The organism is Pseudoalteromonas sp. AS71, from assembly GCF_038900275.1.
Classification (GTDB): domain Bacteria; phylum Pseudomonadota; class Gammaproteobacteria; order Enterobacterales; family Alteromonadaceae; genus Pseudoalteromonas.
The window spans coordinates 26,840-41,228 of record NZ_JBBMQZ010000010.1; the positions used below are offsets into that span (position 1 = coordinate 26,840).

The 14,389-nt window shown below is 39.2% G+C and carries 9 protein-coding genes; 3 read left to right on the forward strand and 6 right to left on the reverse strand.

What is annotated here, in order from left to right; genetic code table 11:
* Positions 1-38: 38 nt before the first annotated feature.
* On the forward strand, positions 39-1,712 hold the full coding sequence (gene asnB, locus WNY98_RS09300; RefSeq protein ID WP_342877738.1) for an asparagine synthase B: 1,674 nt from the start codon (positions 39-41) through the stop codon (positions 1,710-1,712).
* Positions 1,696-2,559: a PhzF family phenazine biosynthesis protein gene (locus tag WNY98_RS09305; RefSeq protein ID WP_342877739.1), complete on the forward strand. Its 864-nt coding sequence runs from the start codon at positions 1,696-1,698 to the stop codon at positions 2,557-2,559. Before asnB ends, WNY98_RS09305 begins: the two co-directional genes overlap by 17 nt.
* A 279-nt stretch (positions 2,560-2,838) precedes the next feature.
* On the opposite strand, the gene egtD is transcribed toward WNY98_RS09305, so the two are convergent.
* Both egtD and egtB read right to left on the reverse strand, forming a co-directional pair.
* A complete protein-coding gene (gene egtD / locus WNY98_RS09310; RefSeq protein WP_342877740.1) occupies positions 2,839-3,813 on the reverse strand; it encodes an L-histidine N(alpha)-methyltransferase in 975 nt (324 codons plus the stop codon).
* Entirely contained in the window at positions 3,810-5,081 is a 1,272-nt protein-coding gene (gene egtB, locus WNY98_RS09315) for an ergothioneine biosynthesis protein EgtB (RefSeq protein WP_342877741.1), read from the reverse strand. Before egtB ends, egtD begins: the two co-directional genes overlap by 4 nt.
* A 630-nt stretch (positions 5,082-5,711) precedes the next feature.
* Here egtB and WNY98_RS09320 point away from each other — a divergent pair.
* Entirely contained in the window at positions 5,712-7,292 is a 1,581-nt protein-coding gene (locus WNY98_RS09320) for a BCCT family transporter (RefSeq protein WP_342877742.1), read from the forward strand.
* Between the two features lie 239 nt (positions 7,293-7,531).
* Here the strand turns inward: WNY98_RS09320 and WNY98_RS09325 are convergent, their stop codons facing one another.
* From WNY98_RS09325 to WNY98_RS09340, 4 genes are all read right to left on the reverse strand, one after another.
* Positions 7,532-8,242 (reverse strand): 3'-5' exonuclease, encoded by a 711-nt coding sequence (locus WNY98_RS09325; protein WP_076923983.1) that lies wholly within the window; start codon positions 8,240-8,242, stop codon positions 7,532-7,534.
* A 3-nt stretch (positions 8,243-8,245) separates the two neighbouring features.
* Positions 8,246-10,141 (reverse strand): DUF294 nucleotidyltransferase-like domain-containing protein, encoded by a 1,896-nt coding sequence (locus WNY98_RS09330; RefSeq protein WP_170070962.1) that lies wholly within the window; start codon positions 10,139-10,141, stop codon positions 8,246-8,248.
* Between the two features lie 142 nt (positions 10,142-10,283).
* Entirely contained in the window at positions 10,284-13,364 is a 3,081-nt protein-coding gene (locus tag WNY98_RS09335) for an efflux RND transporter permease subunit (protein ID WP_342877743.1), read from the reverse strand.
* Positions 13,365-13,366: 2 nt separating this feature from the next.
* Positions 13,367-14,383: an efflux RND transporter periplasmic adaptor subunit gene (locus tag WNY98_RS09340; RefSeq protein ID WP_342877744.1), complete on the reverse strand. Its 1,017-nt coding sequence runs from the start codon at positions 14,381-14,383 to the stop codon at positions 13,367-13,369.
* Positions 14,384-14,389 lie beyond the last annotated feature (6 nt).

The window sequence follows — 14,389 nt, forward strand, 5'->3', positions numbered from 1 at the left end:
TGGCTTTGCTGCACACATAATAGGAATGAGGAGTTACTATGTGTTCAATTTTTGGGGTATTAGATATTAAATCTGATCCCACTCAATTGCGTACCCAAGCAATTGAAATGTCAAAGCTGCTTAGACACCGTGGCCCAGATTGGTCTGGTGTATACGCATCTGAAAAAGCTATTTTAGTGCATGAGCGTTTAGCTATTGTTGGTGTATCAAGCGGTGCACAGCCTTTATACAATCCTGAAAAAACAAATATTTTAGCGGTTAATGGCGAGATTTATAATCATAAAGAACTTGCAGCAGAGCTAGACGTTGATTTTACTTTCCAAACTCAATCAGACTGTGAAGTTATTTTAGCGCTTTATAAACAAAAAGGGCCTGACTTTTTAGATGACCTAAATGGCATTTTTGCATTTTGTTTATACGACGAAGAAAATGACGCTTACTTAATTGGCCGTGATCATATTGGTATTATCCCGCTTTACACTGGTCACGACGAGCACGGTAACTTTTACGTTGCTTCTGAGCTAAAAGCACTTTCTCCAATTTGTAAGCACATTGAAGAATTTCCTCCAGGGCATTACCTGTACAGCAAAGATGGTAAAATGACGCCTTATTACAAACGTGATTGGGAAACATTTTATGCAGTTAAAGATAATAGCGCAGAAGCCCAAGACGTTAAAGATGCATTAGAAGCGGCCGTTAAACGCCAGCTAATGTGTGACGTGCCTTACGGCGTATTACTTTCTGGTGGTTTAGACTCATCCGTTATCTCTGCTATTACCCAGCGTTTTGCTGCCAAACGTATTGAAGATAACGACGAAAGCGATGCATGGTGGCCTAAACTTCATTCTTTTTCAGTTGGCCTTGAAGGCTCACCTGATTTAGCGGCTGCACAAAAAGTAGCTGACATGATTGGGACTATTCACCACCCTATTATTTTTACGATTCAAGAAGGTATTGATGCACTGCGTGAAGTGATTTACCACATTGAAACGTACGATGTAACAACGATTCGTGCTTCTACACCTATGTACTTAATGGCTCGCCAAATTAAAGCGATGGGCATTAAAATGGTGTTATCTGGCGAAGGTGCTGATGAGCTATTTGGTGGCTACTTATACTTCCATAAAGCCCCTAACGCACAAGAGTTTCATGAAGAGCTAAACCGTAAAGTATCAAAACTGCATTTGTTTGACTGCTTACGTGCTAATAAATCAATGGCTGCATGGGGCGTAGAAGCACGTGTACCGTTCCTTGATAAAGAATTTGTTGATGTAGCTATGCGTATCAACCCTGAAGCTAAAATGTGTAAAGATGGAAAAATTGAAAAACATATTTTACGTGAAGGCTTTGAAGGTTACTTACCTGATGAAGTTTTATGGCGTCAAAAAGAGCAGTTTTCAGACGGTGTAGGCTACAGCTGGATTGATACGTTAAAAGAGTTTGTAAATGAGCAAGTAAGCGATCAAGAGCTTGAAAATGCGAAATTTAAATACCCTATTAATACACCAGACTCAAAAGAAGCATATTACTATCGTGCAATTTTTGAAGAACATTTCCCTGGTGATGCATCCGCTAAATGTGTTCCACATGGTAAGTCGGTAGCGTGTTCGACTTCTGAAGCACTGGCATGGGACGCATCGTTTCAAAACAATGCCGATCCATCAGGTCGTGCTGCGGGCGTTCATAACGACGCATATGCAAGCAAAGGTTAATACTCTTTGTTTAGCGAAGCGTAAGCCTAAATGGCTTGCGCTTCGCTTTATAGAGCTCACTTCCACCGAATCTGTTTTTTATAGCCCTGCAAATAACTTAAAAGGCTCGAGCGCTTTAATTGTTATTTATAAAAATGGGTTAACAACAAAAACAATGCAATATATTGCATCACAATCAATTCACCCTGCGACCGTATTTTTAAATCAAAATGAGATAACTAAACGCCATTGCAATATTCGCTGGTTTAACCAAACAAGTGAAATTAAACGCTGCGGACATGGCACTTTAGCGGCCGCTAATTTTTTAATGGGTTATTTAGGTTATTGCCCTAAAGTATTTACTTCAATGAGTAATGAGCGTTTTGCTATAAGAGTAAAAAAACAACGCGCCCAGTTGTTACTAAAAAGTATAGAGCCTAAAAAAAGCGAATTAGCTGCGGGTGAGTTAAAAAGTGTGTTTTCCTCAGCAATAAAAACAGCCTACAGTACCGGTGATAAAAACGGTTATACCGTCGTGCTATTTAATGAAGAATTTAATAAAGAAGTTGAAAGAGACGATTTAAAAAGCTTACACGTTGATTTTAAAGCTTTGAGTAAACTCCACAAAAATGCAGTAATTACCCTTAGTATAAAAAATAAAGACAAGAAAAATGCCATAGCGCGTTTTAGATATTTTGCCCCCCAGTTTGGCGTAAATGAGGACAGAGCAACGGGCTCTGCGGTATCTGTTATTGCCCCTCTGCTATTTAGACTGCATGGTTTAAATAAAGCTGCGCTTATACAGCAATCAAATAATGGTGCATTGCTAAACTATGAGTTTAACAATGCCCAAGTTGTCATTTACTAGGGCGTGTTGATCTTTGCGAATTGAAATTTGTTCAATCTAGGAGCGATTAAATCGCGGCGCGAGGTTTGTAACCTAGTGGGCTAAGTAAAAATCGAGCAACAGAGAGTTTATCGCCCCTAGGCAGAACCCGAAGGGCAGCACATGTTTGGTATTTATGCTGCGTTATCGCCTATTTATGTGGAATAACCACACTTCATAGGCTCTGCCTTGCCTAAAAACCAAACATATTGCTGCAAATTCAACTATCAAAGATCAACACGCCCTAAACTTAAGTAACGTTTAAAGCGGTCTTAATAAGCACAAGGCAAAATAGTTACTATCGTCTTGCCATGTTTGCTCTAACTTTAAATTAGCCTGCGCTGCAAGCTGCTTAAACGACTCAAGCGTGTACTTGTGAGAGTTTTCCGTATGAATGCTTTCACCTTCTATAAAGTCTATTTGCTGATCATTTATAATCACGCTTTGAGTACAATTACTCACTAAATGCATTTCGATACGGCTATGTTGCTCGTTAAAGCGTGACTCGTGGCTAAAATTGTCTAAGTTAAATGTGCCATTTAACTCGTTATTAATACGTTGCAGTAAGTTTTTATTAAACGCGGCGGTTATTCCTAATTTATCGTTATATGCATCAAGTAACACTTGGCGCTCTTTTACTAAATCAATGCCAATTAGCACATAGCCATTTACACCACATAAGCGATGGAAATTATTCATAATTTCAATTGCTTTTACAGGTGCAAAATTACCAAGAGTAGACCCCGGAAAGTACACCAGATTTGTTTGACTATCTAAAGCGGTATCTTTGGTTAGCTGTTTAACCATTTGACTATGTGTAAAGTCTCCTAATAATGGCGAAATTGCCAAATCTGGAAATAACGGTGACAAATGAGCAAGTGAATAACTGAGCATCTCTTCAGAGATTTCAAACGGTACAAAGGTTTTTACGTTTGCCATATGCGCTAATAAATAGGCAACCTTTTTACCCGAGCCACAGCCAGGCTCTATAATAGAGAGGTTTTCAGGTAGCATTTGAGCAATCGACTGCGAATGTTGCTCTAATATAGAAAGCTCAGTTCGTGTTACGTAATACTCTTGTAATGTTGTTATTTGCTCAAATAATGCAGCACCTTTATCATCATAAAAATATTTACACGGAAGCGTTTTTTGTTGTTGAGTTAATCCGCTTATCACGTCGTTTAGAAATTCAGTGTCGGTTATGTTACTTTGCTTAATCGCTGTTACTTGGCTCATACTATATCCTTAGCTAGTCTTATCCCGCTGCACATCCACGCTTGATGCGGGTAATAAAAATTACGATATGTTTGTCGTAAATGGTTTTGAGGGGTAAACACACACCCGCCACGTAGCACCATTTGGTTATTCATAAACTTACCATTGTACTCCCCTGCTACTCCTTCAATAGGCTTAAAACCAGGGTATGGTAAATATGCACTGTTCGTCCATTGCCAACACGCATCAGTTAACTGGTTTATTTCAGTATCAGTCTTTGCTTGCTGAGGTGTTAGGTCGTTATTATTAATCTCTGTTGAAGCTGTATTTTTAGCTGCATATTCCCACTCAAACTCTGTAGGCAAGCGAGCCTTTACAAAATTAGCATAGGCGCTGGCCTCAAAATAACTAACATGGCAGATTGGTGCACTTAAATTAAGAGGCTGCAATCCATAGTGTGTAAACTCAAACCACTCGTTATTTATGCAATGCCAATACAAAGGTTGCGTTAAACTATTATTTTGTATATTTGCCCAGCCGTCGCTTAACCAGTACTGTGGATTGCTATACCCACCGGCATTTATAAAGTCTAAATATTCACCATTAGTGACCAACCTGCTAGCAAAGCTGAATGGATGAATTAATACTTGGTGTTTGGGACACTCGTTATCATATGCAAATTCATCGTCGGCATTTGTGCCAATATTAATAATGGCTTGTTCAAAATTGATAAAGTTAAGGGGCTTAATATCTGCTGATTTGTTTTGGCTATTTAAAAATGATGTTTGATATTGTGGAAATAATGGGTTTACTGAAAAGTTATATTTGATGTCCATAAGCATTAGCTCTTGGTGCTGTTGCTCGTGGTTTAAACCAAGATCAATAATATCTTTAATTTGTGGGTTAACTTCAGTATTAAGCAATTCAATTACACAGCTATCAACATGCTTTCTGTAAGCTAGAACTTCATCTAAACTAGGCCTAGATAAACTACCTCGGTTGGCTCGTTTAAATTGCTCTCCAATCCCATTGTAGTAGGAATTAAAAAGCATTCTATAGTGAGAGTTAAACACAATGTACTGCTTACAATAAACACTAAGTAAAAACGTTTCAAAAAACCATGTTGTGTGTGCTAAATGCCATTTGCTTGGACTGGCATCTGCCATAGCTTGTAATTGGCAATCCTCTACAGTGAGAGGTTCTATAATAGCTAGGCTTTCGCCTCTAACGCTGCAAAAGCGTTTAACAAGTTCGTTTTGGTTGGTATTTTTTGTAACGCATTCACGCATAATAGTATTAATCCTTTGCCTATCTATTTATAAAATATAGCTTAGTGTTGTGTTAAATCATATTCATATTACAACTTGATTAAAGATGCTTATCGGCTTATAAATTTATAATAGCCCTAAAGGGGAATTTGCTCTTTACTGCTTGTTTTTTTAATTTTTCTTACGTGCATCTAAGCATGCACAATAACGCAGAAGCAGTTACCGAACCCACTAGGTTTGAAACCTAAAAGCGATTAAATCGTTCCCAAATTGAGCGAATTTTAATCCTAAAAGGTCAATAATCCCTAGTATTTAAGCATTAAATAAGTTACTTAAAAGTGATCTTTTTTTACTTAACTAAGTAAATTAATACTTTTAATAGCAAACTAATTTTTAACGTTCACTGAATTTAGAATTTTTTAGCTTTTAAATAGAAGAATCATTAATTTGGCTATATAAACAGCGTTTTAAATACAAATTCATTTACATTTAATATTTAACTCATACACTACTAGCTGTATGATCACTCTTCAAATTAGTTAGTCTTCAAATAATTACGGTATTACTTTTTACTTAATATTTAAAGGCTAATGTAATTCGATATGACGCCGAATTTATTTTGGCTTGTTAGGACAACTAAAGAGGTATTGCATGAAGGAAAATCATGACAAATATAGTATTGACAATACGGACTACACCGTAGGTCAGGACAACGTACAAAAGTGGGGGTTTGATATACACAACCCTGTTTTTGGAACTAGTGCGGGCCTGATTGTCATTTTTTTAATCGCCATACTTGTTACCGACCCACAAACTGCAAAAACAGCGCTTGATAGTATCAAGACCGATATTATTAATAATTTTGATGCCCTATTTATGTGGGCTGCCAACTTCTTTGTACTCTTTTGTTTAGCACTTATTGTTTCTCCTTACGGGAATATTCGCCTTGGTGGTGATGATGCTAAACCTTCTCACTCTCGAATTTCATGGCTTGCTATGTTATTTGCTGCAGGTATGGGTATCGGTCTTATGTTTTGGGGCGTTGCTGAACCGGTTGCTTACTTTACTGGTTGGTACGAAACACCACTTAACGTAGCCGCTAATACACCAGAGGCTGCAAAATTAGCAATGGGCGCGACTATGTTCCATTGGGGTCTTCATCCTTGGGCTATTTACGCTGTTGTTGGTTTATCTCTTGCATTTTTTACGTACAACAAAGGTTTACCTCTTTCAATTCGTTCTATTTTTTATCCTATATTAGGCGACAAAGCGTGGGGTTGGCCTGGTCATATCATTGATATCTTAGCTGTACTTGCAACATTATTTGGCCTTGCAACGTCTTTAGGTTTAGGTGCACAGCAAGCATCAGCGGGTATTAACCATGTATTTGGTACAGAAGGTGGCATTGGCTCTCAAATTTTGGTTATTGCGGGTGTAACACTTTTAGCGATTGTTTCTGTAGTTCGTGGTATTGACGGTGGTGTAAAACTACTCAGTAATGTAAACATGCTAATTGCTTTCTCATTGCTATTGTTTGTTTGCCTAGTCGGCTTTGCTGTAGCAATGGGTAACGTACCAACAACTATTATGGGTTACGTTGAAAATATAATTCCATTGAGTAACCCACATGGCCGCGAAGATGAAACATGGATGCATGGTTGGACTGTGTTTTACTGGGCTTGGTGGATTTCCTGGTCACCGTTTGTAGGTATGTTTATCGCGCGTGTATCACGTGGTCGCACAATTCGTGAATTCTTAATTGCGGTGTTACTTATCCCTACGCTAGTTACTGTTTTATGGATGTCGATTTACGGCGGTATTGCGATTGATCAAGTAGTTAACGGTGTTGGTGCACTAGGTACTAACGGCTTAACTGAAGTACCTTTAGCTATGTTCCAGATGCTTGATGAATTACCTCTATCTAATATTTTATCGTTTATTGCGATTGTATTAGTGCTAGTGTTTTTTATTACATCATCTGACTCTGGTTCACTAGTAATTGATTCAATTACTGCTGGCGGTAAAATTGATGCACCAGTTCCACAACGTATATTTTGGGCATCGGTAGAAGGCGCTATTGCAGCAGCTCTACTTTGGATTGGTGGCACGCAAGCAATTGAAGCACTACAGGCAGGTGCCGTTTCTACAGGCTTGCCATTCACTATTGTATTGTTGTTTATGTGTTTAAGCTTAGTTTTAGGTTTACGAACTGAGCCTCGCCCAGTTAAGTAATACCTTAATTAGTAATACTTTAATTAGTAACGAAAGCGCCGCAATAATTGCGGCGCTTTTTTGTTTAACTATTTAAGGTTATATCAATTCGCTTAATAAAGTGATCAGTTTTGTGGCAGAAAATACGTCTCAATAGTAAGGCAAAAATTCGTTATTTAGTTGCTCTAAATGATAAATTTTAACGTAGCTAACGTCAGGTTTAACCTTCAATATGATTAAAGCATTATTGCGTATTAGTATTACCCCCATAATTCTGAGATTGGAGTATCTACACGGTAATGATGACTCAGTTGCGCTTGTAAAAGCTCAGCTGTAGCAAGTGCATCTGTTAACGCATTATGGTTTTGATACGCAGGTAGAGAATAACGCGCACGACAATCTGTTAATCTGAGCGAGCCAAGTTTTGTATTAAATACTCGACCTAATAAACCTTGCCTTGCTTTGAGTGCTCTTTTTTCTATTTCCATTGTATCAACAAGGGCAAACTCAATACCTTCTTTAAGCCGTAGTAGTAACGCATTATTTAAAAAATGGCGTTCTATAGCAGCGTAATGCACCACGACAACTTTACCACTTAGCGCTTCAAGTAAAGGTTCAATGATTTGATTAAAGTCAGGGGCGTCATCTACCTCAGAATGGGTTATCCCATGGATTAAAATAGACTCTTCATGCAGGTTACGTCTAGGTTGTACAACCCAATGCCGGCTGTGTTTACAATAGATACGCTTTAAACTAAACGGCACTAATCCGACACTCACTATATCGTCGTTTTGGCTATTTAAACCAGTGGTTTCAAAGTCCATTGCTACAAAGGGCACATCTTTTACTGCGGCTTTGTCTTGATTATAAGCACCAGCATAAAAATGTTTTAAGAGTTTATTTTCGGTGCTGTTGGCAAGCTCGTTATATCTAGCTTGCCAATCAACTGCTTTGTAATTACGCGGATTCATAGGCTACTTCACACCAGAGTTTGCTGTGTAGCTAAATTTTAAATAGCTTTGTGCTTTTTCTAAAATAGCAAATGCTTCTTTTAAGTTTCGCTGTTCAAACGGAGACAGTAAATGTGGATCTAGGTTATTATCTGGCTCTTCGCCCTTCTCTATTTGCCACGCTTGATGGCGAATTCGCATCATGGCTATATACTCTAGTGCATCACGTAAATCTTGCGCTTTACCCTGCGGTAAAAGTTTTGCTTCAATAATATCTTCTAAACGCTCAAACGAGTTTTGTTTACGCGAACCAATAGCTAGTGCGTGCACGCGAATAACATCCGAAAGTGGTGCAGTACCTCGTCGTTTTAAGTTCATTGAGCGCTTATGTTGGCCATTATGTTCCATAACAAAGCCTTTGAAAAAGCCAAGCGGTGGTGTTCTATTTCTCGCATTTGCTGCCATGTTAGCCAAAAATACACGATTTACTTTACTTTGTTTTGCTATAAATATTTTAAGTTCATTAGCCCACTTGGTTTTACCCCATACCCCGTCTAAATCAAAAAATATAGAGCTATTAAGTAAAGCTTGTGGTTTTGGCTGAGCTATCCAATCTGCAAATTGATCAAACCATTCTGAGCGAGTTTTACGCCACTTTTTGAACGACGCCATTATTTCTCCATCACAATACGTATAGCCACATTGTGCTAAGCCATCACAAACAAAGTCTGAGATATTTTGAAAATATTCGTTATGTTTTTCGTCGTCATAACTGTCATCTAAAATTAGCGCGTTATCTTGATCCGTTACAATAAGTTGCTCATCTCGAGCCATTGAGCCCAAGGCAATAAAACAATAAGGAACGGGAGGTGGACCAAACTTTTCTTCAGCTAATACAAGCAATCTTTGTTTAAATGTACGACCGATAACGGCCATGGCGGTGCCAACCATGTGAGAGTTTGCATCTTCGTTGACCATACGAACAAATACGTTGGGCAACTGGCGCGCATAATGTGCCAAATCCTCAATTGTTTGTTGAGCAAGTATACCGCGCACAAGCAATAAGCTACTTTGCGATTCATAACGTAAAATGTCAGAGAGAGAGATAACCCCTATAGGGCGCTTTTTTTGTACTACAGGCAAGTGATGTAAATTATCTCTAAGCATGGCAAGTACTGCTTCAAAAATATAGTCATTAGCGTCTAAGAGCACTAAGTTAGTCGACATAATATCTTTTGCTTGTGTGTTAAAGGCAAGGCCTTTAGCCACTACTTTTGAGCGTAAATCCCTATCGGTTATTATGCCAACGACTTGTCCATCATCTTCCTCAGGATCATCGTTTATAGGCTTATTTACGTCTGTTACCAAAACTGACGAAACCGCCTCTTCGGTCATTAATTTAGCGATATCTTGTATTGTAGAGGTTGCATCTACGGTTACTACATCTCGGTGGATTAATGATTTCACTTTCGCAGTTGTAAGGTCATTGCCATCAGCTTGTTCAACAATAGCTTGATGTAAACGCACGTTACCATCTGTTTCAAAGTAATCAGCAAACGCATCAAACTCATCACAGTAACGATTAAATAGCTCAACATTTATGCAGTATACTAATGTATCTTCAAGAGCTGTTGCAGGAAAACGTACCTTACGGTTCATCAATAAACCCATTTGACCAAATATACCTGCGGTAGCCAAACGGTTATAAAGCTCGCCATTACGGCGATACATTTCTACAGAACCACTTCTAATTACATACAAATCAGATATATCTTGTCCAAAACTCAAAATATCTGTTTTTGCTCTAAAGTAAGCAACTTCAACTTGTTGAGCTAGCTCATTAAGCGCTTTTTGAGGTAAGTCATCAAAAGGAGGATGTTGTGCTAAAAATTGTGCGATTTCAACTTGTTCGGCTTGCATAGGGGATTCCTTGTGACCACACAGTAAGGCATGTATATGCTTAGGTGGCTATCTTAACAAACAAATATAGCCAATCAAGATATAACTAAGACCCACTACTGTTTTAAGCTAAAAGAGTAGTGAGTCTAGCTTTAATTACACTTTAATTTAGCTTTTCTAGCTCTTGTTCGAGCTCTTTAGATTCATCGCCTCGAGGGGTCGTAAAGCGAGCTAAACCTAAGTAAATAACAGGTGTAAGGTAAAGGGTAAATAATACGGCGAGCGCTAGGCCACCAAACACCACCCAACCAATTGCATTTCGTGCTTCAGCGCCCGCACCGGTAGACATAATTAATGGTAAAGCACCTAACAAGGTCGATATAAGAGTCATTGTAATGGGTCTTAAACGTACTAGTGCAGCTTGCTCAACAGCTTTTCTAACAGGTAAACCTTGGTCGCGTAGTTGGTCGGCAAATTCAACCAGTAATATAGCGTTTTTAGCGATTAAGCCGATCAGCATAACTAAGCCGATTTGAGAGTATATATTTAACGATGTCCCCGTTAAATAAAGCGCTAAAATTGCAGATGTAATACCAAATGGTACGGTTATCATAACCACGACAGCACTATTTACATTTTCGAACTGGGCAGCAAGAACTAAAAATACAATTAAAAAAGCCAATACGTAGGTTACAAGCACTTCATTAGATGTTTCCTCATAGGTCAGTGCTTCACCTTTAAACGCAAGTGCAATACCAGGCGCTAATGATTGCTCAGACACCTGCTTAATTTGATCTACTAAAGAGGCGATAGTTAATCCTTCGGGCAGTTCCATACTGAGCTCAATAGAGCGGCGCTGTGCATGTCGCTCAAGTTCAGCTGCTACACCTTCTTCAGAGATATAAGCAACACTACTTAATGGCACTAAGCTGTTATTGCCAGCTCTAATATATAAATTAGCTAAATCGCTCGGATCGTTTATGGTTTGATTTTGAGCTTGCAACATTATAGGAACGGATTGATCGCCTATGTTTAAATCTTCAACATCATCTCCGTTAATAGCCGCTCTCAGTGTAATTGCTATGTCGCTCAGCGCTACACCCAGCTCTTGCGCACGCCGTCTGTCTATATTAACTCTAAGCTGTGGTTGCGATGGCTGATAGGAAATACGAACAGGGGCAACTTCAGGCACTGCTTTTTCAAGTGCCGCTGAAAACTGCTGCGCAGCTTTAAATATTTGTAGGTAGTCTTGACCTAGTAAGGCTATTTCAACACCGCCACCTTGACCACGTAAATTTAAACTATTTGCACCGCCTGGAAATGCTGGTGCACCGGGAATATCACCCAAGGGCTGACGAATTTTATTGATTATTTCTTGTTGAGTAAAATTTCTTTCATCCCAATGCTTTAATGGCACAGTGATAAATACTATATTTGGATCCCATTGGCCAACTACCGTATAAATTGATTCTATTTCGCCGCTATCAATAAAAGGTAATAAAATATCTTCCATTTTTATGGCTTGTCTATCCATAAAGTTTAACCCTACACCGTCAGGGCCTCGTGCAAATATACGTATTTTTCCACGATCTTCTGTTGGTAGTAATTCGCTATCTAAACTTGTATATAAAGCGCCTGAGCCAGCCGCTACCAATACACAGGCTATAAATGTAACCCACGCATGGTCTAGCACTTTGTGAATTGATTTTGTATAAATACCACCAAGCCAATGACCTATTTTAGCAAATGGGTGAAAACCACCCTGTTTTAGTTTTAGCTTTGAAGTTAGCGCTGGTACTAATGATAAAGCTACAAAGCTTGAAATAATAACGGCGCCTGCAAGTACACCTCCAAACTCTCTAAACAGCCGCCCAGCGGTTGAAGGTAAAAATGCAATAGGTATAAATACAGCTGCAAGTACTGCAGTTGTTGCTATTACCGCAAAAAACACTTCTCGTGTTCCTATTACCGCAGCTGCACGTCTGCCTAAACCTAATCCTCGTTGTCGCTGAATATTTTCACTGACTACAATGGCATCATCTACAATTAAACCGGTGGCAAGTACAAGGGCTAGTAAAGTTAAAATGTTAATTGAAAAACCAAGTGCCCAAATCAGTGCTAATGAGCCAATTAACGCCACGGGGATTGCAAAAGCAGGTACGAGTGTGGCACGCCAAGAGCCGATAAAAACCCAAAGCGTTACAACTACTAACAACACGGTAAGTAATAAAGAGTAAATAACTTCATCAACTGAGCTTCTAATAAACTGTGCATCATCAGACGTAAGGGTAAATTCCATTTCAGGAAAACGCGTTTGCATGCTGTTGATGAGCTTTAACACTTCATCAGATATTTCTATCGTATTTGATTGGGCTTGACGAATTATCTCCATGCCTATAACAGGTTTACCGTTGAGTCTTACCATAGAACGTGGATCAGCGGGACCAAAGTAAACAGCTGCAATATCGCTAATGCGGGTATCACCTTGAATTATGATGTCGCCCACTTGCTCTGGTGTTATTGATGAAGCATCAGCCCGTACGATAATTTGTTGATCGTTTGATTTTAAACTTCCTGCTGGCACGTCAAACGGAGCTTGGCTAAGTACTTGTGCAACATCTGGAATCGTTAAATTGAAGCTGCTTAGTTTAAGAGGATCAATTCGTACTCTTAATACTCGTTCCCTATCACCATTTAAGCGTACATCCGCAACACCTGGAATGGTTAAAAACTGCGGGGCTAAATCAACATCAACACGTTCAGTAAGTGCTTCAAGCGATAAACTATCACTAGAGACGGTTAACGATACAACGGCTTCTGCATCGTTATCGGCTTTAATAGTGGATACTCGCTCGACTTCTTCGGGGAGATCTCGTTGAACACGTGCCACCGATTCGCGCGTTTCGTTTGCTGCATCGTCTAAATTAATTCCGGGCCTAAACTCTACGACAATTCGTGAATTTCCTTCTTCACTTTGCGCTCGTATTGATTTAACACCGCTTACGCGTGCTACTGCGCCTTCTAGTTTACTGGTTACTTCAGTGTCTACAGTTTCTGGTGAGCCACCCGGAAATGGTGCAGAAACAGTAATACGCGGCCTATCTACATCGGGGAGTTCCCTGACCTCAATCCCTGCAATAGCTGCAATCCCGGCAATAATAATTAGTAAGTTGAGTACAACTATAAGCACAGGGCGACGAATAGCCATTGATGGTAAATCTTGCATCATAGGTTGTTGTTTCATACCTACTCCTGCGAATCTGAATCAATTGCGTTAAAGCTTAGTTCTTGCTTAGCTCGTAGGCGTTGGACGCCCTCAATAACTAAAATATCACCCTCTTTTAATGGGCCCGATACTAATAATCGACCTGCAAGGCGTTGCTCTATTTTTACATCAACGCGTGTGGCTTTATTATCAACACTTGTCCATACGTAAGGACCCGTTGCTCCCCACAATAACGCAGCTTCTGGTATTGCAGCGTAATTATCACCTAATACTTCAATATGAACTCTAAAGCTCATACCCGGCAAAAACTGCTCATTCGCATTGTTAAGTTTTGCTTTAACACGAAGAGTACGAGTTTGAGGATTTATTCGAGAATCTAAATAAGCAATTTGGGCGTTAGTTGGGCTTTCTGACTGCCAAGGAAATACTGTTATATTACTTTTATTGCGTAGCATAGATATGGCTGATTCTGGCGCATTAAAATTAATATACAAGTCACTCGTGTCATCAATACTCGCTATTTCAGTAAGCTCAGAAATTCTATCGCCAACCTCAACATCTGTTAGCCCCATAATACCATTTAAAGGTGCAATAACTTTTCTATCTTCAAGCTCTGTTTGTGCTTGAGTTAAAGTAACTTTTGCAAGTTCAACAACTGTTTTAGCGTCGTCTACGTCACTTTTAGGCACAGCTCCTTTAGCCTGGCTTTGCTGTAATCGCTCTAATATTCTTTGCGTATCCGCAAGTTTAATTTTAGCCTCATCAAGCGCGGCTTTTTGCCTGCGAGAGTCGAGCTCGAGTAACATATCGCCTTTTTTTACTTTATCGCCAGGTTTAAAGTATACAGCGGTCACCTTATCACCCACCGCTGGGTATAACATAACTGAATGAATTGCCTCTGTATTACCAACTGCTTGTACTTGTTGCTTAGCACGCTCTAATGTTATTTTTTGTACCACAACATTAGCGCTTAATGCTGGTAAAGTTACAAATAGTAAAGCACTTAATGTACTGATTAATAAAATTCGAGATTTCAAAGTTAC

Coding starts and splice junctions, on each gene's coding strand:
- asnB (WP_342877738.1), top strand. CDS start 39: ATGTGTTCAATTTTTGGGGTATTAGATATTAAATCTGATCCCACTCAA.
- WNY98_RS09305 (WP_342877739.1), top strand. CDS start 1,696: ATGCAAGCAAAGGTTAATACTCTTTGTTTAGCGAAGCGTAAGCCTAAA.
- egtD (WP_342877740.1), bottom strand. CDS start 3,813: ATGAGCCAAGTAACAGCGATTAAGCAAAGTAACATAACCGACACTGAA.
- egtB (WP_342877741.1), bottom strand. CDS start 5,081: ATGCGTGAATGCGTTACAAAAAATACCAACCAAAACGAACTTGTTAAA.
- WNY98_RS09320 (WP_342877742.1), top strand. CDS start 5,712: ATGAAGGAAAATCATGACAAATATAGTATTGACAATACGGACTACACC.
- WNY98_RS09325 (WP_076923983.1), bottom strand. CDS start 8,242: ATGAATCCGCGTAATTACAAAGCAGTTGATTGGCAAGCTAGATATAAC.
- WNY98_RS09330 (WP_170070962.1), bottom strand. CDS start 10,141: ATGCAAGCCGAACAAGTTGAAATCGCACAATTTTTAGCACAACATCCT.
- WNY98_RS09335 (WP_342877743.1), bottom strand. CDS start 13,364: ATGAAACAACAACCTATGATGCAAGATTTACCATCAATGGCTATTCGT.